This is a genomic window from Orenia sp. (genome assembly GCF_055140805.1).
The window spans coordinates 17923-40592 of the sequence record NZ_JBSQYM010000008.1 but is presented as its reverse complement, the minus strand read 5'-3'; the positions used below and the strand labels follow the sequence as shown (position 1 = coordinate 40592).

Here is a 22670-nt window from a genome sequence, read left to right as displayed (position 1 = left end):
AGTGTATAGTTGATAGTTAATTTAAACATTTTTACACAAATATATTTTTAACTGTAAATTATCAACTATCAACTATCAACTGCTTTATCGCTTCTTCTATCTTATCTATCTCAACACCAGTATTGATACAAGGACCATGGGGTCTTAGGTTGACTACCCCAATTACTGGCATAGGATAGATATCTTGGATTCCACTACTTAAATCACGTTCACAGGCTACAGCAATAATCGCCTTTGGTCTGATATCTTTGATAATTTTTCTGGCTAAAGTACCACCAGTTGCAATCGCTAAATGGACTCCATACTTTTCAGCAACTTCAATCAAGTCCTGTACTTGGCACCTGCCACAGCGTTTACAATTATTTAGATCAGTGGTCACTCTAAAGCTACATTCTGAATTCTGAATACAATGGGGTAGCAATACCATGATATCTTCAGGAGCTAAATTCATCTTTTCAGGATTGATTAACTGATTGCTTACATTGATAAAGGATGATTGAATCGACTCCTTATCAAGACCAAGCAGCCCCCCTAAATAGATAATTACAGGTAGAAAATAAGAGATGACTATCTTAGTAGGGATAATTAAAGGCTTGATGGGCTTACCTAATTTCTGTGTTAAGATGATACCCAAAATCCCTAAGATTAATAAGAGAGCAAGAATAGATAAAGCTATACTTATAATTATTAATACCCCTTTACTTAGTAAACTAAAACCAAAAAAGTTCAGATACCAGACTCCCCCTACAAAGATACTTAATATAGCTAATGCTAGTAATAATAGTCCCATAAATAGTCCCTTTGATTTCTCCATAAGCTTTATTCTCCTAACTTGCTTCCTACTTTAATATCATATCCTCTTAGATAATCGGTAGCATCTATTCTCTGTTTACTGGCAGGTTGCACCTCTGTCAATAATAATTGTCCATCTCCAGTCTGTACTACAATCCCTAACTGATCATCTACCTTGACAATAGTACCAGGGTTTATTCCTACTTTAGACTTATTATCATAGACCTTAGAGTTCCATAGTTTTAGGCGACTTCCATCATAATATGTATAAGAACCAGGCCATGGATTCATCCCTCTAATTAAATTCCAAATACTCTTAACATCTTTAGCCCAATCGACCAATCCTTCTTGTTTAGAAATCTTGGGGGCATAAGTAGCTTGCTTATCATCTTGCTTCTCTCTAGGTGCACTACCCTCTTCAAGCTGCTTTAAGGTTTCTACTATTAAATTTGCCCCTAAATTAGAAAGCTTATCATGTAATGTCCCTACAGTATCTTCAGGAGCAATATCTAACTTATCCTTTAAGATCATATCTCCAGTATCCATTCCTTTATCCATATGCATAGTAGTAATCCCAGTCTTCTCTTCACCATCGATAATCGCCCGATGAATAGGAGCAGCACCTCTATACTTTGGTAATAAAGAAGCATGGATATTGATACAACCATATTTCGGTAGATTCAATACATCTTCTTTTAGAATCTGTCCATAGGCAACTACCACAATCGCCTCAGAATTCCACTCCTCTAATTTGGCTATCCCCTCAGCAGTAGAAACCTTCTCTGGTTGAAATACCTCTATTTGATGCTTTAAAGCTTCCTTCTTAACTGGAGTTGGCTTAACTTGTTGCCCTCTCCCCCTTTTACGGTCTGGCTGACTGACCACACCGACTACATCTATAAAATCTGCTTCAATCAATGCTTGTAGACAAGGAACTGCAAAATCTGGTGTTCCCATAAATGCAACTCTCATTCTATCCCTCCAATTTTAAAAATCTTATTATACAATGTGAAATACATTTCACATTGTAGTGTCAGTAATCAGTGTGAGTGTTGTAATTAAAGTTTTCTAAAAGAATCTAGAAAGTTTTAATTATCATAACTTGTACTTCACTCACACTGCTTTCTCACACTTACACTTTGTTAAATATAATCAACAAATAATTTACCCTCTAAATGATCTATTTCATGTTGTAAGGCACGAGCTAATAGCCCTTTTCCTTTAACTATTATCTCTTTGCCATCTCTATCTAGAGCTTTAACCTTAACCTTATAAGCTCGCTCTACCTTAGCGGTCTTATCTGGGATACTTAAACATCCCTCATTATCAATATAAGTCTTAGCAGAGCTTTCGATAATCTCTGGATTAATCAACTCAAGAAGTCCAGAACCTACATCTATCACCACAATTCTTTTAGATATCCCCACCTGAGGAGCAGCTAGTCCTACTCCTGGTGCATCATACATAGTCTCTGCCATATCATCAAGTAACTTTCTAGTTCTCTCAGTTACCTCTTCCACCTCTTTACATTTAGTCCTTAAGACAGGATCTCCTATCTCTCTAATCTTTAATAATGCCATCATTACACCTCCGAAAATTCAATTCATAATTTATAATTGACGATTTACAATTAAATTCTATAAATCAATCACTTGTAATTGTCAATTGTACACTTTACATTATCAATTAGTAATTATTATTATAACATTCCTAATGGGTCAACATCAACACTTACCTTAATTGTCTTTAAAGTAGATAATTCATTTAACCTAATTAAACTCTCTTGATTGACCTTTCTCATCTCATCCAAATCTTTTCCTTTAAGCAGTAACTGCCACCTATATTGTCCCCTTACTTTACTTAAAGGTGCTTGCACAGGACCTAAGATCATTATCCCTTCATCATCTATTTTATTCAACTTATCTCTAATAATGTCACTTAATAAATTTGAAACTTCAATTACTTTATCTTCCCGTTGGTCACTGATAACTATACTAATAATATGGGTAAAGGGTGGATAAGAGGCAAACCTTCTAGACTCTATCTCAAAATCATAAAAGCCCTTATAGTCATGTTCTTTAGAAAATTGAATACTATAATGCTCTGGAGTATAGCTTTGGATAATAACCTCTCCTGTCTTATCTCCTCTACCAGTTCTTCCTGCTACCTGAGTTAAGAGCTGAAAAGTTCTCTCTCCTGCTCTAAAGTCAGGAAGATTAAGTGCGGTATCAGCAGTAATAACGCCTACCAAAGTAACATTATCAAAATCATGGCCTTTGGCAATCATCTGAGTTCCTACTAAAATATCTATCTTTCCTTGTTTAAAAGCTGATAATATCCTTTCATATTCTCCTTTGCGCCTAGTTGTATCAACATCCATTCTAGCTACTTTAGCCTCTGGAAAGAGTTCCTTTAAGCCTTCTTCTACCTTTTGAGTACCTACTCCAAAGTATTTAATATATTTACTTTCACAGTTAGGACAGATATGAGGAACCCTCTCTTTATGATCACAATAGTGGCATTGTAAAATGTTTGGAGTAGCATGATAAGTCAAAGAGACATCACAGTCATTACACTTCATTACATGTCCACATTCACGGCATTGGACAAAAGTGGAGAAACCTCGACGATTGAGAAAGATCATCGTCTGCTCACTCTTCTCCAACCTATCAATCATTGCCTCTTGCAAGAGCTGGCTGAACATAGTTTTATTTCCAGCTTGCAACTCCTCTCTCATATCGATAAGCTCTACTGGTGGCAAGGGTCTATCGTCAATCCGCTTCTCTAACTCTATTAACTTATATTCGCCAGTCTCTGTACGATGATAAGCTTCTAATGATGGAGTTGCGGTTCCTAATAAAGTTACTGCTTCTAACAACTCTGTCCTCTTAACAGCTACCTCTCTAGCATGATATTTAGGGTGATCCTCTTGCTTATAGCTAGTCTCATGCTCTTCATCGATAATAATTAACCCTAAATTATTAAAGGGAGCAAAAACTGCCGATCTAGCCCCGACTACTATTTTTACATCACCAAATTTAATTCTACGCCATTCATCAAAACGCTCCCCTGCCGATAACTGACTATGTAAGACTGCTACTTGATTACCAAAACGACCTTTAAATCTAGCTATAGTCTGAGGAGTTAATGAAATTTCAGGAACTAAGACGATAGTATCCTTTCCTGTTTCTAAAGCCTTAGCAATTGCTTGAAGATACACCTCTGTTTTGCCACTACCTGTTACTCCCTTTAAGAGGATAGTAGCACTCTCATCTTGCTCTAAAGCGATACTAATCTCTTCTATCGCTACCTGCTGTTCAGGCGTTGGAGCTAAAGGAACAGTTGGCCTAAAGTTATGATGGCTATGAGGATTTCTCTTAACCTCCTCTTCTACATACTTTAAATATCCTTTATTAATCAACGTTCTGATTATTCCTGAAGTCGTCCCTAGCCGATCTGCCAATTCAGTATTGGTCAAGCCAATCTCAGGATTATCTATTAAAAAAGCAAATACCTCCTGTTGCTTATAGGCTCTATTACTAATCTCATCAAGTAGCTTCTTACTCTCTTCTAAAGAGTGAGCCAACTTGACAATCTGTTTAGTCTTGATTTTAGTCTGACCACTAGGAACAATCGCTTTTAAAGAGCTGATTAGATAAGACTGATAGTACTCTGACATCCATTTAGCCAATTTTAATAGCTCTTCATCAAAAAAGGTGAAGTCTGTCAATATTTTATTGATAGGTTTTATGGCAAATTCAAAATCACCTTCATCAGCCTCAAGCTCTCCTATGATATATCCTGCTACTCGCTGACGACCAAAGGGAACAAGCACCTTCTTGCCCACTTTAATTTGACTCTCTAAACTCTTTGGCACTTTGTAAGTAAAGGGTCTATCAACCTGTTCAACTGGTACATCAACCATTACTTCTACATATTTACTCATTATATCCCACCTCAATAATGCCTATTGTGCTAGTTTAATCTTTTCTAATATTTAATATAAGACTATGGATAGATTGGGACACTTTTAAAATTAGCGTGAGTGGATGTGTGAGTGTGAGCAAACCCCAATAAAAAGAAGTTTTACACACACTCACACTCATAGTTCACACTCGACACAAAGTGTCGCACTATCCTTCTATTCTACCAATTTTTACACTAACCTCAGACTAAAGTTAGGCTGTCCTCTTTAGCACTGACTTTGCTATCATTCTAAATAATATCACTCCACCAAAGATAATTACCAGATAAAAGGTTAAAAACCTCCAAACTATTGCTAATAGCCCTACCAAAGATGAAGGTACAAAACTGGAAAAAAGTGTGGCAAAACCAAACTCTGCTGCTCCACTTGCTCCTGGAGTTGGCATATATGGTATAATTAAATAAAATATAGTCTGGATGATAAATGATCTAAAGAAATAAGGCTTAACCCCTAATCCTAATAAGATTATCGGTGCAATAATAAAAAATAGCACCCAAAATATTATAGTAAAAAAAGCTGCTAAAATCAAACTACTCTTCTTATACTTAGTCAATTGCCACAGACTCTCGTGAAAATCCTCCACCTCTTTATATAATCTATCTATCAGTTGATTAGCCTTTTCACCCTTCATTAAACCCTGTAAAAAACTTAAATTTCTCAACTTCTCTGTCAAGACCTTAACCTTATCTGGTTTCCAAATAAAATAGATAATAATTGCTGAAATAGATAAGGAAATTAAGATTAAAAGATTAAATATCTTCTCTGGAATCACCCCAGGATTGATTAAATCAGGAAATAAAAAAAAGAATACTGGTGATAGTATACTAAAAAATAATAATCTCATCACAAACTGAACAATAATTACTGTTGATGATTTTCCTAGAGAAAGACCCTTGCGGTGCAATAATAGAACCTGTATAGGGCCTCCTCCCGAAGCAAAAGGAGTAACATTTGAGATAAAGGCTCCTACTAAGAAGTTCTTGATAGCAAATTTTAAAGATATCTCCTCTCCTAAAGCATTTGTAATCAACTTAATTCTCAAACCACCTACCACCCACATTAAAAAATTCACTACTATCGCTAACAGCAAATAAAAGGAATTTACCCTCTTTATCTTCATAAAGGTCTCTTCATTTATAGTCAAGGAGAATAGTAAAGCTAAAGCTATTACACTGACTAATAGTGAATATTTTAACCCTTTTTTAATCTTAGTTTTATCTATACTACCTTCCTTCATAAATATAAGCCTCCTAAAATAATTATCGAAGTCACTTTTATTATTATTCAATATCTAGTGCTATATTCCTATCCTAAATTATATTTAATTCAATTAAACCCACCTCAAAACTTTATCATCTAATTCACTAAGCCACAGACTAGATGTCTGTGGCTCTCAAGCTAAACTATCTATTTATCAATATCACATTTAGCTTAAATATCCATTCCCTCTATCTTAGGATTAGCAAAAGTCCCACTTACATCAAGGAAAATATCCTCACCATCTCTAGGAAGCTGTTGACCAATGCGCGTCTCTAAGATTCTAACAAGCTCCTTTAAGTTATCATTTAATTGAGCTACCCTTAGTGTCAAAGTAGTGATATTAGACTCAGCTAGCTTATCTCTATTGATATCAAGATTACCTGTCAGATTCATATCAACAATTGAACTATTTAACTTAATATTAGATATGTTAATATTATTATTATCAACTTTATAATTAACATCCAGCTTATCTAAAGATACATTAGTCAAATCTATACCACCCATAAAGACAATAGGGTTATAAGATAATCGCTCCTTAAGTCCACCTGCAAACTCTGCTTTAAAGCCTTCTAATTTGAAGTTGCATTCTCCATCACCAAGGCTTTTAATCGACTCTGTCCAAACATCAACCACATCTTTAGAACTGCTAATATCATCTTTAAGCAGTTTGTGCTTGTAAGTATTACTGAATTTAGAATCTGTAGTGATATTTCCTAAGGTATAACGGCCTGTTGTCTTAGGATTACCAAACTCTATGCCATCACCCTTAAACTCAAAATTACCTTCCCCAGAAATATCAGTTATCTCTAAAGTCTTTAAACTATTACCATTATAATGGACTACTTCAGAGGCTTTAGCAAATAATAAAGGGGCATCGACCTTATAATTATTAATTCTAATCTCCTGTTTGTCAGGGTTATAATCAAGATCAAGAATAAATTCATCTATATTTGTCAACTTAGTTTCTAACTCTGAAGAAGCTAGCTGCTTGCTAAGGTTCTCTGGTAACTTAACCTTAAATTGATTGAAAGCTATGGCTATTGCTTGCTTATCTTCAACAAATTTACTAGGCTCATTAACTAACTCTTCTAGAGCTAATTTCCCTTTATAGTCTATACTAAAATTCTTAAAGCTAAGCGCTAAATCCTTTAATCTATCCTCAATCTTCAAATTATCTAGCTGAATAGCCAACCCATGAAGCTTTTTAAGCTCACTGTTTTTAGCCAAAGTAAAAGAGTCATGATAAGGTAACTTAACTACAACTTTATCAATACTTATAAGACCATCTTTATAATCTTTATCCTTAATCATCACTTGACTATAAGTTACCTGACTTAATAGAGGATTTGCCGATATTTGACTATACTCAACATCAAAAGGAAGATCCTTCTTCTCTAACTCAAGGCTCTCTGTAAGTCTATCTTCTACCATATTTCCTACATACCAATTAACTCCTAAGATTATGACTACTAAAGTCACAATAGTCCCAATTAAGATCTTATTTCTCTTATTCATTTTACCCCTCCCAAATTAAAATTCTAGCTTTCTAAACAATTAACCTTTTAAACTACCTCTCAGATAAAAAGAATACTCATAAAGAATTAGCTTTTATCTCTATATTCTTCAACTATGCTTATTATCCTTTTATGTCTAGTTAAATAGATAAAAAGAAGCTGAGCTATAAGCCCAACTTCTTTTATCTATTACTATAAAGCTTCATCTACTATCTTCATGGCACAATAAGAACCACACATAGTACAAGCCTCTTCATCTTTTAAGATTTGGTTATGAGCATCCCTTGACTCTCTAGCCTTTTTAGGATCGATAGATAGTTCAATCTGTCGCTCCCAATCTAGACTCTTTCTTGCCTTAGCCATCTCTAAATCTCTCTCCTTTGCCCCTGGCACCCCTTTAGCAATATCAGCAGCATGAGCAGCAATCTTACTAGCAATTACCCCTTCTCGTACATCTTCAATGGTCGGTAAACCGATATGCTCTGCAGGAGTTACATAGCATAAAAAATCAGCTCCAGCACTAGCCGCCAAAGTTCCACCAATAGCAGCAGTGATATGGTCATATCCTAAAGCAATATCTGTTACCAATGGTCCTAAAACATAAAAAGGTGCATCCTTACATAACTCTTTTTGTATCTTAATATTTGTCTCTATCTGATCAAAAGGAACATGACCTGGTCCCTCTACCATTACCTGTACCTCAGCATCTCTAGCTCTATCTACCAATTCAGCCAATACCAATAACTCATGGATCTGAGCCCTATCAGTAGCATCAGCTAAGGAGCCTGGTCTTAAACCATCACCTAAACTCAAAGTTACATCATATTCATAGCAGATCTCTAATAGTCTATCATAATACTCATACAATGGATTTTCAGCATTATTATGTAACATCCAACCAGTCATAAAAGAACCACCACGACTGACTATATCAGTTACTCTACCTTCATCCCTTAGATGGCGGATTGTCTCCAAAGTTAGACCACAGTGGACAGTAATAAAATCTACACCATCTTTAGCCTGCTCTTCAATAACTCTAAATAAATCATCGACTGTCATATCTATAATTGCCTTTTCAGCTTGTAAAGTCTCTACAGTAGCTTGGTAAATCGGTACAGTTCCTAAAGGTACAGTAGCTTTCTCCAAGATTGCTTGACGAGTCTCATTTATCTTCTCACCTGTCGATAAGTCCATAACTGCATCAGCACCTGCTTCTACAGATATTTCTAGCTTCTTTAGCTCCTTTTCTATCTCTGGATAATCCTCAGATGTACCAAAATTAGCATTTACCTTAGTTGCTAATCCTTTTCCAAATCCATTTGGATCTAGGTTCTTATGATTCTTATTAGCAGGAATAACGATTGTTCCTTCTGCTACACCTTGCCGAATAAACTCTGGGCTTACCCCCTCTTTCTTAGCAACTCTCTTCATTTCAGCAGTTATCTCCCCTGCTCTTGCTTGTGTCATCTGTGTCATTTGACATTCCTCCTTTATTTTGGTGACTAGTAATTAGTGACTAGTCACAAGTTATACTTTTATATGTGATAGTTAATTGGTATATTGCGGCACTTTATTTAAGTGTGAGTGATTAGTGTAAGTGAATGTTTTTTATTACGGAGTGGTTTTAGGTTTTTTAAAACCCGTAGGTGACTAAACCATAATACTTAAACCACTCACACCCACACTGACACTAAAATGTCGCATTATCATTCTATTTCATCATCTTCCTTGCTAACACAAAGTATTAGCTATAATTCTACTATCTCTTGACTTCTCGCTAAATCCTCATCTGTCATCTCACTAACACTATCCAAAAAAGCAACTTTATAGCTAGCAGGTTGAGTTGCCTTTTTACTAGCCTGCTCTCCTGCTATCCCATAAGCTGTTACAGCAGATAAAGTAGCTTCTAAATAATTGCTATTTACCCCACAAAATACTCCTAAAGTACTACCTAGCATACAACCTGTTCCTACTATCTGCCCCATCAGCTCATGACCATCGTCAATCTGATAGACTTTAGCTCCATCACTGATAATATCTTTAACCCCAGAAACAACTACAACTGCTTTCTGTACTTTGGCTAATTTTTGAGCAGTCTCTGCAATATCTTTATATTCACCAATAGCTTCTACCCCCTTGACTTCACCCTGCTGACCAGCCAAAATACTTATTTCACCCTGATTACCTTTAATAACTGCTATATCTAGCTCCTTTAATACCCTCAATGCTACCTCAGTTCTAAAAGTGGTAGCACCCACTCCTACTGGGTCAAAGATAATTGGAATTCCCAAGCTATTAGCCTCTTTGCCAGCTATCAGCATTGCTTCTACAGAGTCAGCAGTTAGGGTGCCAATATTTAAGACCAGAGCAGAAGCAGCCTGTACCATCTCTGCTACCTCTTCTTTGGCATAAGCCATTACAGGCAGTCCACCCCAATAAAGAGTAATATTAGCAGAATCATTGACAGTCACATTATTGGTTATATGATGGACCAAAGGTCTCTCTTCTTTAATCTTGGCTATTATCTTTTCCATTAGAAGCCCTCCCTTCATCTTTTAATTAAGATACTAATCACCCAATTCTATTCAAAACTATATACCATAGCAAAATGATTGACAGGATTATTACCCTGACCAACCTTACAACCAGCGTTAATTGCCTCAGTAATATACTTCTTACTTCTCTTGACTGCCTCTTTAACATCATAACCTAAAGCCAAATTACTAGCTATAGCTGAGGATAGAGTACATCCTGTCCCATGGGTATCCTTAGTATCAACCCTTTTGCTAGTATATTCAATAAACTCTACTCCATCATAAAGTAAGTCGATGGCATTCTCACCAACCTGATGACCACCTTTAACTAAGACATAGTCTGAACCTAACTTATGTAGTTCACTAGCTAAAAGCTCTAAAGATACCTCTTCAGCTATATCTCTACCAAGCAAGACCTTAGCCTCATTCAAATTTGGAGTAATTACCTTAGCTAGAGGAATCAACTCTTCCTTAATAGTAGCAATAGCCTCCTCAGCCAATAGAATATCACCACTAGTAGCCACCATCACTGGATCAACTACTAAATTCTCAAGCTGATACTCTTTAACCTTCTTAGCTACCACCTTGATAATCTGACTAGTTGCTAACATTCCAGTCTTTGCAGCAGAGAAATTCAAATCACTCAATACTGAATCAAGTTGCTTGGCAACTAAATCTAGACTCACCGTTTCAAAGCCTTGGACTCCTAGTGTATTTTGAGCAGTAACAGCAGTAATGACCGATGCCCCATAAACTCCAAAGGCTGTCATCGTCTTTAAATCAGCCTGAATCCCTGCTCCTCCACCAGAGTCAGACCCTGCAATTGTTAAGGCTTGCTTCATTTTATCTCTCCACCTCCTTAAGTTCTTTAAAGATTTTATTATTCTCAAATATTCTCACTAACAGATACCCGATAAAGCTTCCTCCAATTGTACTTACTAAAAAAGGTATTACAAAGAAGAAAGCCATTATCTCCTTGCCCATTAGAAATTTTGCAATAGGATACGACAACAATCCTCCTATGATACCTGTTCCAAAAATCTCTCCACCAATAGCATAGAATCTATTAGCGGTCTTTTTAAATAAGGTCCCTGCTAAAAAAGCACCTATCATACTCCCTGGAAAGGCCAATAAAGAACCAACTCCCAAAATATTTCTAAGCAGAGATATAGCAAAAGCATTTAATACAGCATATCCTGGACCTAAAAATATAGCTGATATGATATTAATAGCGTGTTGAACAGGAAAACACTTTGCAATCCCAACAGGTATATAAATTAAGTGCCCTGTCATCGTCCCTATCGCCACTAATAATGCAGAAAAGGTAAGTCTGATTGTTTTAATGATATTCACACCCCTGTTAATAATTTTAATTGAATTGAAAAAAGCACAGCCCCTAATAGGAACTGTGCTTTTGAATTTATAAACAAGAACAGGCAGATAAATACCCTCTCAAAAGCCCACTTCCCTACGCTAGTATTACCCAGATCAGGTTCAAGGGGTCAAGAAATCTCATTTCTTTCTCAGCTCTAACAGAACTCCCCCAGTGGTGCAAAATTTATTCAATTTTAGTATATCTTTATTATACCACAAAGATTTAACTTTGCAAGGCCATAAAATCAGAACAAGCCGATATCTTATCTATAAACAGCTACCCCTTTGTCTACTAATTCTTCTATAACTTGGCTATTATCCTTTTTTTGATATAAAGGATTAAATCTTAAATCAACTTGATTTAGTTTAGGTAGATTTAATAATAACCCTATCTCACTAACCTGATTATTGGCTAGATTAAGCACCTTTAAATACTTTAAATTCTGCAATGCATCAATATCAGCTACTATATTCTTAGATAATTTTAAAGTATTGATAATCTTTAAACCTGATAAAGGTGTAATATCCTCAACTAGATTATCACTCAAATCAACCTTCTCTAAACCTGTTAAGCCTTTTAATCCTTCTATCTTAGTAATTTGATTACCTGTTAGATATAATTGTCTCAACTCTGCCAATTTAGCTAAGGATATAACCTCTGAAATCAGATTATACCTCAAATCAAGATAGCTTAAGCTCTTCATCTCTTTTAAGAAATTAATATCACTTAAACCAGTCCTCCTAACCTCCAAAACTTCTAAATTATTTAATTGCTTTAATAAGGCTACATTCCCAATTGGATTGGTACTCAATTCAAGCTCTATCAAATTAGCTAATCGGATAATTGGACTTATATCAGTAATTTGATTTCGCTGTAAGCGAAGAGTCCTTATCTCTTCCAAATTTGCTACAGGAAGTATATCCTCAATAAAGTTATTACCTAAATCAAGATAAGTTAATTTCTGTAAAGTAGCTACAAAACTTATATCAATAATCCCATTCCGTCTTGCTATCAATCTAGTTAATTCTTCTGCTTTAGCTAAACTCCCTATATCCTCAATAGGATTATTACTGATATCAAGAATCCTTAAATTAGGTAGATTTACTATGGGACTTATCTTTTCTAAACGATTGACCCATAGATAAAGCTCTTCTAATTTAGTCAAATTTGCTAAAGGGGTAATATCCTTGATTTGATTATCATCTAAATGAAGTACCTTTAAATTCTTTAATTGGGCTAAAGGTCTTATATCATCAATTTGATTAGACCATAGATTTAAATAAGTTAGCTCCTTTAGATTAGACAATAGACTTATATTATTTATACTATTCTTACTCAAATCCAAAACCTTTAAAGAATCAATAGCTTCTATCCCTGCTATAGACTTTATTCCTTTTCCCTCTAAATCAAGCTCTGTAATTTTGTTTAAATCTTTTTTAGTAATCTTACCATCAGCTTTATCTATTATCTCTCTAATAGCATTTTCCAAGGCAGGATCTTCAATAATAATTTCTTCCTTTGGAATAGATAAATATATAGCTAAAACTATTATTACTAAGCTTATCATAGTAATTATCATCTTATTCTTACCCATCTTATTCACCTCTTTATCTGATAAGAAAACTTCTATATTTAGTTTAAACAAAAAAAGCAAATCACCTGCAATAATTATAAATTAATCTTCTAGCTTTAACTAGAATCATTACAAAACCCTATATTTTAAGGGCTTTTAGTGCTTTTGAACTTAACTGTCAACCGTCCCTACGAGTCTAAAATATAAGACTCTTCGTGTAAACCACTGTAAACTGTTAACTAAGACACGAAAGTGTCGCACTATCTCTATATCCCCTCACCTCATCATCTCCCACAGAGGAACTGCTACTATACTAATTGCCAAGATAGCTACAAAAAATGCCCCCAATTTATTATTCTCTTTTCTCCAAATCATTCTGGCATACATTAAAGTATAATAGCTGATATATAAGATAATCAATCCATAAATTAAGTTCATTTATAATCAGTCCTTTATATATTCTTTGTTAAAGGGTTTAAGCTGCCTTCCAAAGTTAGTGAACTCTATATCATATTTAACCCTTACCTCTGCTGTAGGGTACTTTTTCATCCAATTGTATTTTTTATACTCAGCTAAAGTCCAGAACTGCTTACGAGCTATTAAATACCACTGAAAAGGATCTCCTTTAAACTCCTGTTGTGTCTTCTTAACAACTTTCATTGATTTCTGTTCTAGGCTTCTGGCAATTGCTTCCTTTAATAATTTCTGCTTTTTTAAGTCCTCCACATAATCAATTCCACTTGCTATTGATAATATCTCCATCTTTATTGGTACAACAACATCCACCTTGGGAATGTCTGTGGATAAATCCATCTTTATTTTAGTAGGTTCAGTCTTTGACCAGCTAGCTGCAATACGTTTATCCTTAGCTAGCGGGTCGGCATAACTAGCCAGCATTGAACTTCTAACTGTATTGGGTCTTAATAATAAAGTAATCTTTACCTCTTCACCATTTAAGGTTCCAATCATTCTCCCCTCTTTAAGAACTGCTGCCCCTATCATCTGCATCGAATTCCCACCTTCTTTCTTGACTTGACCTGCTAGATATTCATCTTCATATCCATAATGAGTCTTGCTTTTTTTAGTAGTGGCATAGGTACTTAAAAATAATCCAGCATCTCCCAAGATTCTTGGGAAGAATTTCAACAGGGTAGAATTAGGCACTAAACCTGTCTCCTCCCACCTTCTAGACATAAATTCATAATGCTTATGGGGTCTAGTCTCTAATTCATGCTTATTTCCCCGAATAAATTCTGAAGCCTTCTCCTTAGAGACTATCAACATTACATCTTGTTTAATGGCTTGATCACGCAAGACTGCATCAAGCAATGTAAGGCTTTCTTTTGATCTAGTTAGCTCTTCTCCTGTAATAATTGCCTTCAAGTGAGCATAGGTTACTTCACGACTAACAGAAACATTAGCCAAATCTCTAACGGTAGCAAGATCTGGTACATTCATAGTTATGATTTCAGAAGCCGGCTCTTCAGCTTGTACTCTATCAGAAGAACCTACCTGAGGATTTCCTATTTGATAAGTCACCTCAAATCCATTATCTGCTCCCTTATCAATCCCAATTACCACTACATAAGCCAAATCCTCTAACTCCACCTTATCAAAACAACCTGTTAATAATGTTAAAGAAAGAATCAGTAATAACAACTTAACCTTTCTCATTACTAAACTCCCCCTTCAAATAGGCTATTATCCATAATAACAGAGGTAAAGCTATTATGAACCACCAGACATTATTCCAGAGTAGATTATACTTAAAAACTTGAATATTCTTAACTGGATTCTCTATTGGCAACCCTATGATAATAGTTAAAGTAGCAAAGGGGAGTAATAAGGGTTCAAACTCCTTTATTCTCAATACATAAGCAAACAAAGCTGAATTTAAATAAAGATAAAAAGCAAATCTAATAATCACCATCATCAACCAAAAAGCAAAGAAGAAGGCATCAAAGTTCATAAAAAACCTTGAAATCCCTGTAACCCTGATTAATAAGTTAAAAGGATGGGATATAACCTCTAGTTGATTATAATCAAACATTATTATGTAAATTGTCAAAATTAAACTTAATGTTATCATAGAAACTACCAATCCTCCCCAAACCCCTCGCCTATAATGTCTATGATTTTTAATAAAGGGAAAGAAGGTAGCTATCAGAATAAATTCCATAGCTAAAGGAAGATTGACAACACTAGATTTGATGATTTTCATGATTCCTGGTCCCTCTAAGGGATATAAAAAATCATATATGAAGTCCATCCTAGCAAGAATGATTAAAATAACAAAGGATACAACTATATATGGAAAGAGTAAGGAGCAGATTCGACCAATAGTCTCAAATCCATACTTAGCAATAAAATATGCTGCCCCCACTAATAACAAATATACCTCTATATCTGGAGTACTATCTAAGAAGATCTCTGTCGTCTCCTGTATATAGTTACTGCTCATTCTAATCAACAGATTAAAGACAATTAAAGATAATCCACTACCCAAAATAAAACCAAGATATTTTCCAGTTAAATGATAAATAATCTCTATTAACCCTTTATCCCCATAAAGCCTTAACAAAGAAGAAAGGGCAAGTAAAGGAATTATCATTATTACTCCCCAGATCAAAGGAAAGATCCAAGTCGCATTCTTTCCTAACTTAAATAAAAAAACTGGGGTCATATCTGTGCCAACCATAACATTAACCAGTATCAACATAGTAATCAATTCACGCCAACCTATCCTTCCATCTGAAGCTTTATTCATGGTCAAAACCCTCCTCTGGATCTTTCTTTCTAATATCATCCTCGGGGTCAGTATAGAAGGGGCGGAGCCATTGCTTCCAAATAGGAGGGCGTAAGATTAAATCATTAGAAGACTTATAATAAGGAACCAATGGTGCTAAGAAGGGAACTCCAAAGGACTTAAAGTGTGCCATATAAGCCATAAAGCAGATAAAAGTTACTACAATCCCCAAAGCCCCATATAAACTAGCAAATCCCAAGATAACAAATTTCATAATTCTAATTAAAAAACTCAAGCTATCATCGGCAATTGTAAAAGAAGCTAATCCCGTAATCGATACTACAATCACTAAGATAGGGCTAATTAGATTGGCTTCAACAGCAGCTGTTCCTAGAATTAAAGCTCCAACAATACCAATAGTTGGACCAATAGCACTGGGAATTCTAATCCCTGCCTCTCGCAACAGCTCAAAAGCTCCTTCCATAAAGAATACCTCAACTACTGAGGGAAAGGGAACCCTCTCCCTGGTGGCAGCTATAGCAAATAATAAATCTGTAGGTATCATCTCAATATGATAGTTGGTCACTGCTATATAGACTGCTGGAGTCAATAAGGCTATAAAGAATGAAACTAATCTAATTAGACGAATAAAATTACCATAAGCCCAGCGTTGATAGCTGTCTTCAGGAGTATGGAATAATGCCCAAAAAGTCACTGGAACAATTAAACAACTTGATGAACTATCCATTAAAAGTACAATATGACCCTCTTGCAAGAAAGAAACTGCCCTATCAGGACGCTCTGAATATAAGACAGATGGTATCAGAGAATAACTGCTTTCCTCAATATGTTGCTCTAATATAGGGATTTCAAGCACTGTATCTGCTTTAATCTGCTTAATCCTCTTAGTAACCCTCTCTACCAAATCTGGATTAGCAATGTCTTTGATATAAAGCATAGAGACTTTACTTAGAGAACGTTCACCTACTATTATCTTTTCAGAAACTAGATTTTCATCCCTTAATCGTTTTCTAATCAGAGAGGTATTTACATCTCCTGACTCTGTGAAGGATTCCTTAGGACCCTTTAATACCGTCTCCCTTGTTGATTGTTGAATACTACGATGGGAAAACTTAGTAGTAGCTACTGAAATTGCTTGACTATAATTCTCTATTAAAATTATAGTATTACCCATCAAGATATCATTAATAACCTTACTAAGAGAGCTTACTTTGCTAGCACTTTTAGCAGTGATTATCTCCTTGATGAAATCTAAGCCTTGACTTTCTTTGACACTAGTATCTTCTAATAAAGGATGAATAATATGCTGCTCTACTGCATCATTATCTACCATCCCATTTAAAGATAATAAAATAACCTCTCTCTGAATATTTTCAATGTAGAGTTCTCTAATCTTAAAATCTTGATTATCGGGATAACAGAATGTTTCTTTTAATCTATTTAGGTTTTTATCTAAATTTTTGCTTAATTTTTCTTCTTTCTTAGTAGAAACTTGACTATTAGCTGGAGAAGAAAATAACTTTCTTAAGAATTTCATTGAACTCACCTCTTTTTCAGAGCTCATCCCCTAACCCCATACGCATCAACTTAAGAATAAATACTATAAAATTAAAGATTCATACCTCATCCCCCATCCCCTTCTCCTACATTAAGAGAAGGGTGGAATCTCTTGTTCCCTCTCCTAATGTAGGAGAGGGTTAGGGTGAGGTCTATTGTTATGTATTTGCTAAACTACTCTGACAACCGCTCATACCTAAAGACCTGATGAATCTTATAAAAAATCCATAATAAAAGCCAATCAGCCAAATAAGAGTACCATAAATTCCACCATTGATGATGTTCAATCTTGCCAACAGCCAAATGAAACCATTCAATAAAAATAGATACTAAAGTCCAGAAAAAGAAATAGAGAAATTTCTCTAAAAAACCTCTTTCTTGGGGTAACCACTGAATAAAGAGATAGGTCACCACTACATAGATACCAATATCATTAAGGATCTCTTTTATAACTGGTGGCTGTCCTACATAAGACCATAGTTTATAATAATCATGGAACAAATGGTCAGTGAGCGTACCTAAGAGTGCAGCAAAAATAGCTACAGAAAATAACTCCCTCCATCGCTTCTTATCAGCAAACTTCCACCAGATAGCCCAAAATATTATATATCGAATCCAATAAAACATCTCTCATTCCTCCAAAATATTAAAATACTATTTAAAGTATCTCAATAATCAGGATTAATTATGCAATTGAAACAATATAGAGATAATGTGACACATTCGTGTTAGGAATCGGGAATCTGGAATCAGCCTGTTTTACTGATAACTGGTTCCTGACTCCTGATTAATAAAGTGTCGCAATCTACCTAATAAAAAGACACTAATTATCTTAAAATTCAACTAATATACCTTGCTAATCTTGGGCTTTAGTAAGTTGACTTACTTTATCTACAATCAGATAAATCATAAAATAGAGAGGAATTCCATAATAATGCTTCCAAGTTATTGGAACATAAACCTTCATCCAAACCAGTATTGGCTCTGCTATTAATGCACTAATCAAAGCATAGACTATTGCTTTGATATAAACTGATATGTTCTTCTTATATTGTAAAAAGAACATAATCAAGACTGGTACAGCCGTTAAATCCCAAGGAACATAAAATGAATGGAGGTATGGAAAAATAATAGTAGGATAAGCCCACATTCCATAGGCTACACCTACAGAATCTAATATTGAAGCTATTACATAAGAAAGTAATCCTGCTATTAAAATTGACTGCCAGTTCTTCTTAGGACGTAAGTAAAACCAGACTATCCAAGGAATAATTAAAAGCCCTAAAGCAAACCACCAACGCCATGAAAAAAGAATATAATTCTTCCACAACTCTACTGCTTTCTGGTTAGACTCTGCTGTTTGAAGGTAAAACCCTTTAAATTGTCTTATAATCTCATCAATCATAGTATCACTACTTTCAATAATAGTCTTGTGTTATTAGAAGAGCTGATGCAATAGAAGGATAGTGTGACACTTTTTTTACTTTGGTAGTTTGATTTTCCTAACCCCTACCCACCTACCTCCTAAATGTCGCTTTATCTCTATAAAAATCCATCATCTCTATTCAGATTCAAGATGATGACTCAATATGTCTCCCCATTGTTAGCACATCATATTGCCCCATAATCTCCATAACTAAATCAGACTGCTCTTTAGAACATTTAACTACAATAATAACTTCGGGAATTCTCTTTGGAAAACTTCGATGAGCCTTCCTATGAAATAAAAAATACAACCCCCAACCTACAACCAGTCCAATAGCAGCAGCAATTAACCCCCAAATTATCGGGCCCCAGTTTAGAATAAATCCTATACTTGTTCCTATAACTGAACACCCAGTTGCACAAGCTGCACCTACTTCAAAGGCTTTTGAATAAAAGTCATGGGCTTCATTGATAGAATCCTTTGAAGAGCCTAAGTAAGTATCCATCGGGATTGCCAATATATCCTTTCTTTTTATTCCACTCCTTTCTAACTCTCCTAATGCTTCTTCTAACTCTAATGAATATTCAAAAGCTCCAAATATTAACATGCATTAAACACCTTCTAATCAAAAATACGGACATCAGAAGCTCCATAGCGTTCCCGTAAAAATTGACGTTGCTCTAAACGAAAGAGTCGATTCTGCTGTTTAGCGGTAATAACTCCATGATATGTTGCTCCCCACATTACCGATGGCATAAATAATAGCCAGTGTGGATTAAGAATAGCAATTGACTCCTCAACGTTTCCAGTTATGAGCATAGCTAAAGATTCATGAGCACCTGATAAAGTCAAGTATATCAACCACCACAAGATACCATAAAAACCAAGTAAAAAACGATGATTATATACTATTCCAAGTCCTGGAAAGAAGAATGAATAGATTGCTGCAATAACTGGACTTTTAAGTTCTAAATATTGAATTCCACTAGTAGTAAAGACCATTGTATCCAGTCGTTCATCTTCAAGCTCCCCAAGATGAACAAGTTTGTTTTGTACCAAGGTAGAATGATAGCTATTCCAGATTGTATAAAGATAGATAATAATATATCCCAAGGCCCATCTAGGTTCTAACACTGACTTAGCTAATTCAAATTTTCCACAATAAGTATAGACTATAGCTTCATTAACATGAGCTAGCGTATTTATAATTACTTCAGTAAGGGTAAATAAGGTAGCTCGAAAATACTGATTTAACATATAATGGCCAAACCCAGGAAAAGCAGCAGACCACCAAGCTACTATATAAGGATTTTGTCGATGTAAATTTGTAACACCATATTTATGTATAATTGCTAGTTGACGACGCTTATGTTCTTGCAAGATTATAACACCTACTAGATTATTCTCTATGTTTATAGACTATTTTCACCCTATTTATTTATAATTATTCCCTCTTTTATTATACCTTATTAAATTACATCTATTAAAAGTAAAGGCTCACTATTAATAGTGGGCCTTTACTTTGCTAATCATCAATTTTAGCAAGCTCTATTAACTTTTCACTATGTTGTAAAGTCTCAGCTAGCTGATGCTCAGCTAATTCATAGGGTTTATACCACTCTTTATTGATTGCTAATGCAGTTAAAGATGAGTGTCCGCCTAATATTTGAGTTAAACTGCTAGAATAAATTGCTCTCAACTCAGGAGTAGTAGCTCCTAAGATAGCAGTCAAATATGCAGTTGCCCCAGCTTTAGCTTCTGCAAGCATATTACTAACTATTGTAGGATCATTGAGCTGTTTAGTATCTTCTCCGCCTAATAATGATGTAATCATAGATGGCATATTAATGAGCCTCCTCTTGGTTTAGTATGTTGTTTTCATGAATAAATTGTTGTAAACCTTTAATCCTGCCTTCAGCAGCTAAAACACCTGCTTGAGCTTCTTTTTTAAGGTCTTCATCAGTAATTAGCATCTGTGCAGCTTTAGCTTTTAGCAATCCATTGGTCTCCAGCTGTAGTAACCCTTGTAATGTAATTACTTCATTTTCAGTTAATGGTCTCAACTTTGTAACCTCCTTATATAAATTCAAATCATTTATATTATTACTTTAATAACCTCAAAATATTCTATAATTAAAAAAAGTCAGAATCCTTAAGGATTCTGACTCAACTTAAAATCATCAAATATTTAAAAGCTCATAATATCAATCTCTTCTTTCTTCTGATTCTTATTTTCAATAGTAACTGCTAGCTTAATAGGCAGGCAGAGAATCATCTGATAAGGCTCACTGATCCATCCCATTTCAGCATGGATTGCTAAAGGTGATATATCCTGACTTAAACGCTCTAGCTTCACTTTACCATCTTTCATCCTTAATGTCCCTTGGTACTCTTTACCTTCTATTTCAAAGGAAAAATTTATCCTCTCTAGCTTCTGACTATGCTCCAAATTATAACGATACAGCTCTTGATTATCCAAAGTAACAACTACATCCTTCTCTCCAGCAGATTTAGAGATAAGAACTGGGATTAGCCCTAACATCGAAATACTTATAATTAAGATACAGATAATCAATATCTTATCGGCAATGGTCATGATTTTATTCAATTCTTTTAGACCCAATGTTTTGAGCATAAAAAACCACCATTCCAAAATTAATTTTAGTCTAAGCCTGAGCAATTCATTTTTTTAGTCTTAAGTTTAACCTCAATCTATATATCCAAGTATAAGGTAAAATTTAGGGTATTGCGACACTTTAGTAATATCCCCCACCTAACCTCCCCTACGAGTTTTTAAAAGACCAAAAACTCTTCGTGGAATCCCAATTTTTAAATGTCCCCTTAAAAGGGGAGGAATAAAAAGAAGTTAAAGTCCTCTCCTTATCAGGGAGAGGATTTAGGAGAGGGTGGTTTACTCACACTCATAGCTCACACTCGACACGAAAGTGTCGCACTATCTTTCTACTGTTTAATTCTAAAGTTGTTTATCTATAATTGCTCTTTAAAAACTTCAAAATTTGACTATGGATCAGCTCTTTATCACCATTGATAGTACAGACATGACCACCTTCATCAAGCCAAAGTAGTTTCTTATCATGGCTTGACACACCTTGATAGATAATCTTTGCACTAATTGGTTTGACCGTCTGATCATCCTTAGACTGAATAATCAAGATTGGTGCACTAACCTTAGCTAAATCTCCTTTGGCTATCTTTATCAATTTTAAAAGATTAGGTACTGCTGCTAAGGGGGTTGCACTATAGTAGATATCATATTCATCCTCTTTACTCTGTACTAAACCCTGTTTATCACCTTTAAATCGCTTAAAATACTGTAGCACTGGAGTAAGGTAAGCTAACTTATCAAATATCTTAATCGGAGCTGCAACAGAGATAACCCTGTCTAAATCATACTCTTCAGCCAAAATCAATGATAGTATACCTCCCATTGATAAGCCCATCACATAAACCTTATCATAGTCTCTAGCCAAATTCTCATATTCATTTCGAACTGAATTAAGCCAATCTCCCCAATCAGCCTCTTCCATCTTCTCCTCAGTAGAGCTTCCATGGCCAGGTAATAAAATTCCACTAACAGTATATCCACCTTCTTGATGTAAAAACTCGCCTAAGTACCTCATCTGACCTGGAGAAGCTCTAAAGCCATGTATCAATAAACATGCTTGGTTATTTCCTTCAAAAAAGAAAGGCTTAGCATATTCAGGTATCTTTTTCATTTGATTACACTCCTTTTTTTCAAAGGGGTTAATATGGGTATATTGCGACACTTTTTCTTTTTTATTTTTCTAACAATATCTTAGTTTCAAGTTTCATTCAAAAACTTCTGCTTTATTTATTTTAGTTCAGGTTTCGCCTAAGGGCGA

General features: G+C 35.0%; 23 protein-coding genes and 1 riboswitch. All 23 genes read right to left on the bottom strand.

The genetic code is table 11. The features are described from left to right. Positions 1-61: 61 nt before the first annotated feature. The 23 genes from ACTCDL_RS02060 to ACTCDL_RS01950 all read right to left on the bottom strand — a co-directional run bounded on the left by ACTCDL_RS02060 (position 62) and on the right by ACTCDL_RS01950 (position 22523). Positions 62-814: a DUF116 domain-containing protein gene (locus ACTCDL_RS02060; RefSeq protein WP_463173643.1), complete on the bottom strand. Its 753-nt coding sequence runs from the start codon at positions 812-814 to the stop codon at positions 62-64. Positions 815-819: 5 nt separating this feature from the next. Continuing rightward, positions 820-1764, bottom strand: coding sequence for a methionyl-tRNA formyltransferase (gene fmt / locus ACTCDL_RS02055; RefSeq protein WP_463173641.1), 945 nt, complete (start codon positions 1762-1764; stop codon positions 820-822). Positions 1765-1934: 170 nt separating this feature from the next. Next, positions 1935-2372: a peptide deformylase gene (gene def / locus ACTCDL_RS02050; protein WP_463173638.1), complete on the bottom strand. Its 438-nt coding sequence runs from the start codon at positions 2370-2372 to the stop codon at positions 1935-1937. A 119-nt stretch (positions 2373-2491) separates the two neighbouring features. Further along, positions 2492-4738, bottom strand: coding sequence for a primosomal protein N' (priA, locus tag ACTCDL_RS02045; RefSeq protein ID WP_463173637.1), 2247 nt, complete (start codon positions 4736-4738; stop codon positions 2492-2494). 232 nt (positions 4739-4970) lie between these two features. Next, positions 4971-6014, bottom strand: coding sequence for a lysylphosphatidylglycerol synthase transmembrane domain-containing protein (locus ACTCDL_RS02040; protein WP_463173636.1), 1044 nt, complete (start codon positions 6012-6014; stop codon positions 4971-4973). 194 nt (positions 6015-6208) lie between these two features. Beyond that, a complete protein-coding gene (locus tag ACTCDL_RS02035) occupies positions 6209-7555 on the bottom strand; it encodes a hypothetical protein (RefSeq protein WP_463173635.1) in 1347 nt (448 codons plus the stop codon). A 191-nt stretch (positions 7556-7746) separates the two neighbouring features. Next, complete coding sequence (gene thiC / locus ACTCDL_RS02030) at positions 7747-9030, bottom strand: phosphomethylpyrimidine synthase ThiC (protein ID WP_463173633.1); 1284 nt, start codon at positions 9028-9030, stop codon at positions 7747-7749. A 272-nt stretch (positions 9031-9302) separates the two neighbouring features. Next, a complete protein-coding gene (gene thiM, locus ACTCDL_RS02025) occupies positions 9303-10088 on the bottom strand; it encodes a hydroxyethylthiazole kinase (protein ID WP_463173632.1) in 786 nt (261 codons plus the stop codon). Positions 10089-10135: 47 nt separating this feature from the next. Next, entirely contained in the window at positions 10136-10930 is a 795-nt protein-coding gene (gene thiD / locus ACTCDL_RS02020; protein ID WP_463173630.1) for a bifunctional hydroxymethylpyrimidine kinase/phosphomethylpyrimidine kinase, read from the bottom strand. A gap of 1 nt (position 10931) precedes the next feature. Then, positions 10932-11432: an energy coupling factor transporter S component ThiW gene (gene thiW / locus ACTCDL_RS02015; protein ID WP_463173677.1), complete on the bottom strand. Its 501-nt coding sequence runs from the start codon at positions 11430-11432 to the stop codon at positions 10932-10934. 104 nt (positions 11433-11536) lie between these two features. Next, positions 11537-11643: riboswitch (TPP riboswitch) on the bottom strand. Positions 11644-11725: 82 nt separating this feature from the next. After that, positions 11726-13057: a leucine-rich repeat domain-containing protein gene (locus ACTCDL_RS02010; RefSeq protein WP_463173629.1), complete on the bottom strand. Its 1332-nt coding sequence runs from the start codon at positions 13055-13057 to the stop codon at positions 11726-11728. Positions 13058-13312: 255 nt separating this feature from the next. Continuing rightward, positions 13313-13474 (bottom strand): hypothetical protein, encoded by a 162-nt coding sequence (locus ACTCDL_RS02005; protein WP_463173627.1) that lies wholly within the window; start codon positions 13472-13474, stop codon positions 13313-13315. Between the two features lie 6 nt (positions 13475-13480). Continuing rightward, the gene (locus ACTCDL_RS02000) at positions 13481-14710 is read right to left on the bottom strand and encodes a Ger(x)C family spore germination protein (RefSeq protein ID WP_463173626.1); all 1230 of its coding nucleotides are present in this window, start codon (positions 14708-14710) and stop codon (positions 13481-13483) included. Continuing rightward, positions 14697-15803 carry a GerAB/ArcD/ProY family transporter gene (locus ACTCDL_RS01995; RefSeq protein WP_463173624.1) on the bottom strand — a complete coding sequence of 369 codons (1107 nt, stop codon included), beginning with the start codon at positions 15801-15803 and terminating at the stop codon, positions 14697-14699. Before ACTCDL_RS01995 ends, ACTCDL_RS02000 begins: the two co-directional genes overlap by 14 nt. After that, positions 15796-17340, bottom strand: coding sequence for a spore germination protein (locus ACTCDL_RS01990; RefSeq protein WP_463173622.1), 1545 nt, complete (start codon positions 17338-17340; stop codon positions 15796-15798). The genes ACTCDL_RS01995 and ACTCDL_RS01990 overlap by 8 nt, the downstream gene beginning before the upstream one ends. A gap of 194 nt (positions 17341-17534) precedes the next feature. Further along, positions 17535-17987, bottom strand: coding sequence for a CBO0543 family protein (locus tag ACTCDL_RS01985; RefSeq protein WP_463173619.1), 453 nt, complete (start codon positions 17985-17987; stop codon positions 17535-17537). 229 nt (positions 17988-18216) lie between these two features. Further along, positions 18217-18765: a CBO0543 family protein gene (locus ACTCDL_RS01980; RefSeq protein WP_463173618.1), complete on the bottom strand. Its 549-nt coding sequence runs from the start codon at positions 18763-18765 to the stop codon at positions 18217-18219. Positions 18766-18931: 166 nt separating this feature from the next. Next, positions 18932-19393, bottom strand: coding sequence for a hypothetical protein (locus ACTCDL_RS01975; RefSeq protein ID WP_463173617.1), 462 nt, complete (start codon positions 19391-19393; stop codon positions 18932-18934). 14 nt (positions 19394-19407) lie between these two features. After that, the gene (locus ACTCDL_RS01970; RefSeq protein ID WP_463173615.1) at positions 19408-20166 is read right to left on the bottom strand and encodes a TM2 domain-containing protein; all 759 of its coding nucleotides are present in this window, start codon (positions 20164-20166) and stop codon (positions 19408-19410) included. 145 nt (positions 20167-20311) lie between these two features. Then, the gene (locus ACTCDL_RS01965; protein WP_463173612.1) at positions 20312-20629 is read right to left on the bottom strand and encodes a spore coat protein; all 318 of its coding nucleotides are present in this window, start codon (positions 20627-20629) and stop codon (positions 20312-20314) included. A gap of 1 nt (position 20630) precedes the next feature. After that, positions 20631-20849, bottom strand: coding sequence for a hypothetical protein (locus tag ACTCDL_RS01960; protein ID WP_463173611.1), 219 nt, complete (start codon positions 20847-20849; stop codon positions 20631-20633). A 125-nt stretch (positions 20850-20974) separates the two neighbouring features. Next, positions 20975-21421, bottom strand: a complete 447-nt coding sequence (locus ACTCDL_RS01955) for a NusG domain II-containing protein (protein WP_463173609.1) — start codon at positions 21419-21421, stop codon at positions 20975-20977. A 349-nt stretch (positions 21422-21770) separates the two neighbouring features. Continuing rightward, a complete protein-coding gene (locus tag ACTCDL_RS01950; protein ID WP_463173607.1) occupies positions 21771-22523 on the bottom strand; it encodes an alpha/beta hydrolase in 753 nt (250 codons plus the stop codon). Positions 22524-22670 lie beyond the last annotated feature (147 nt).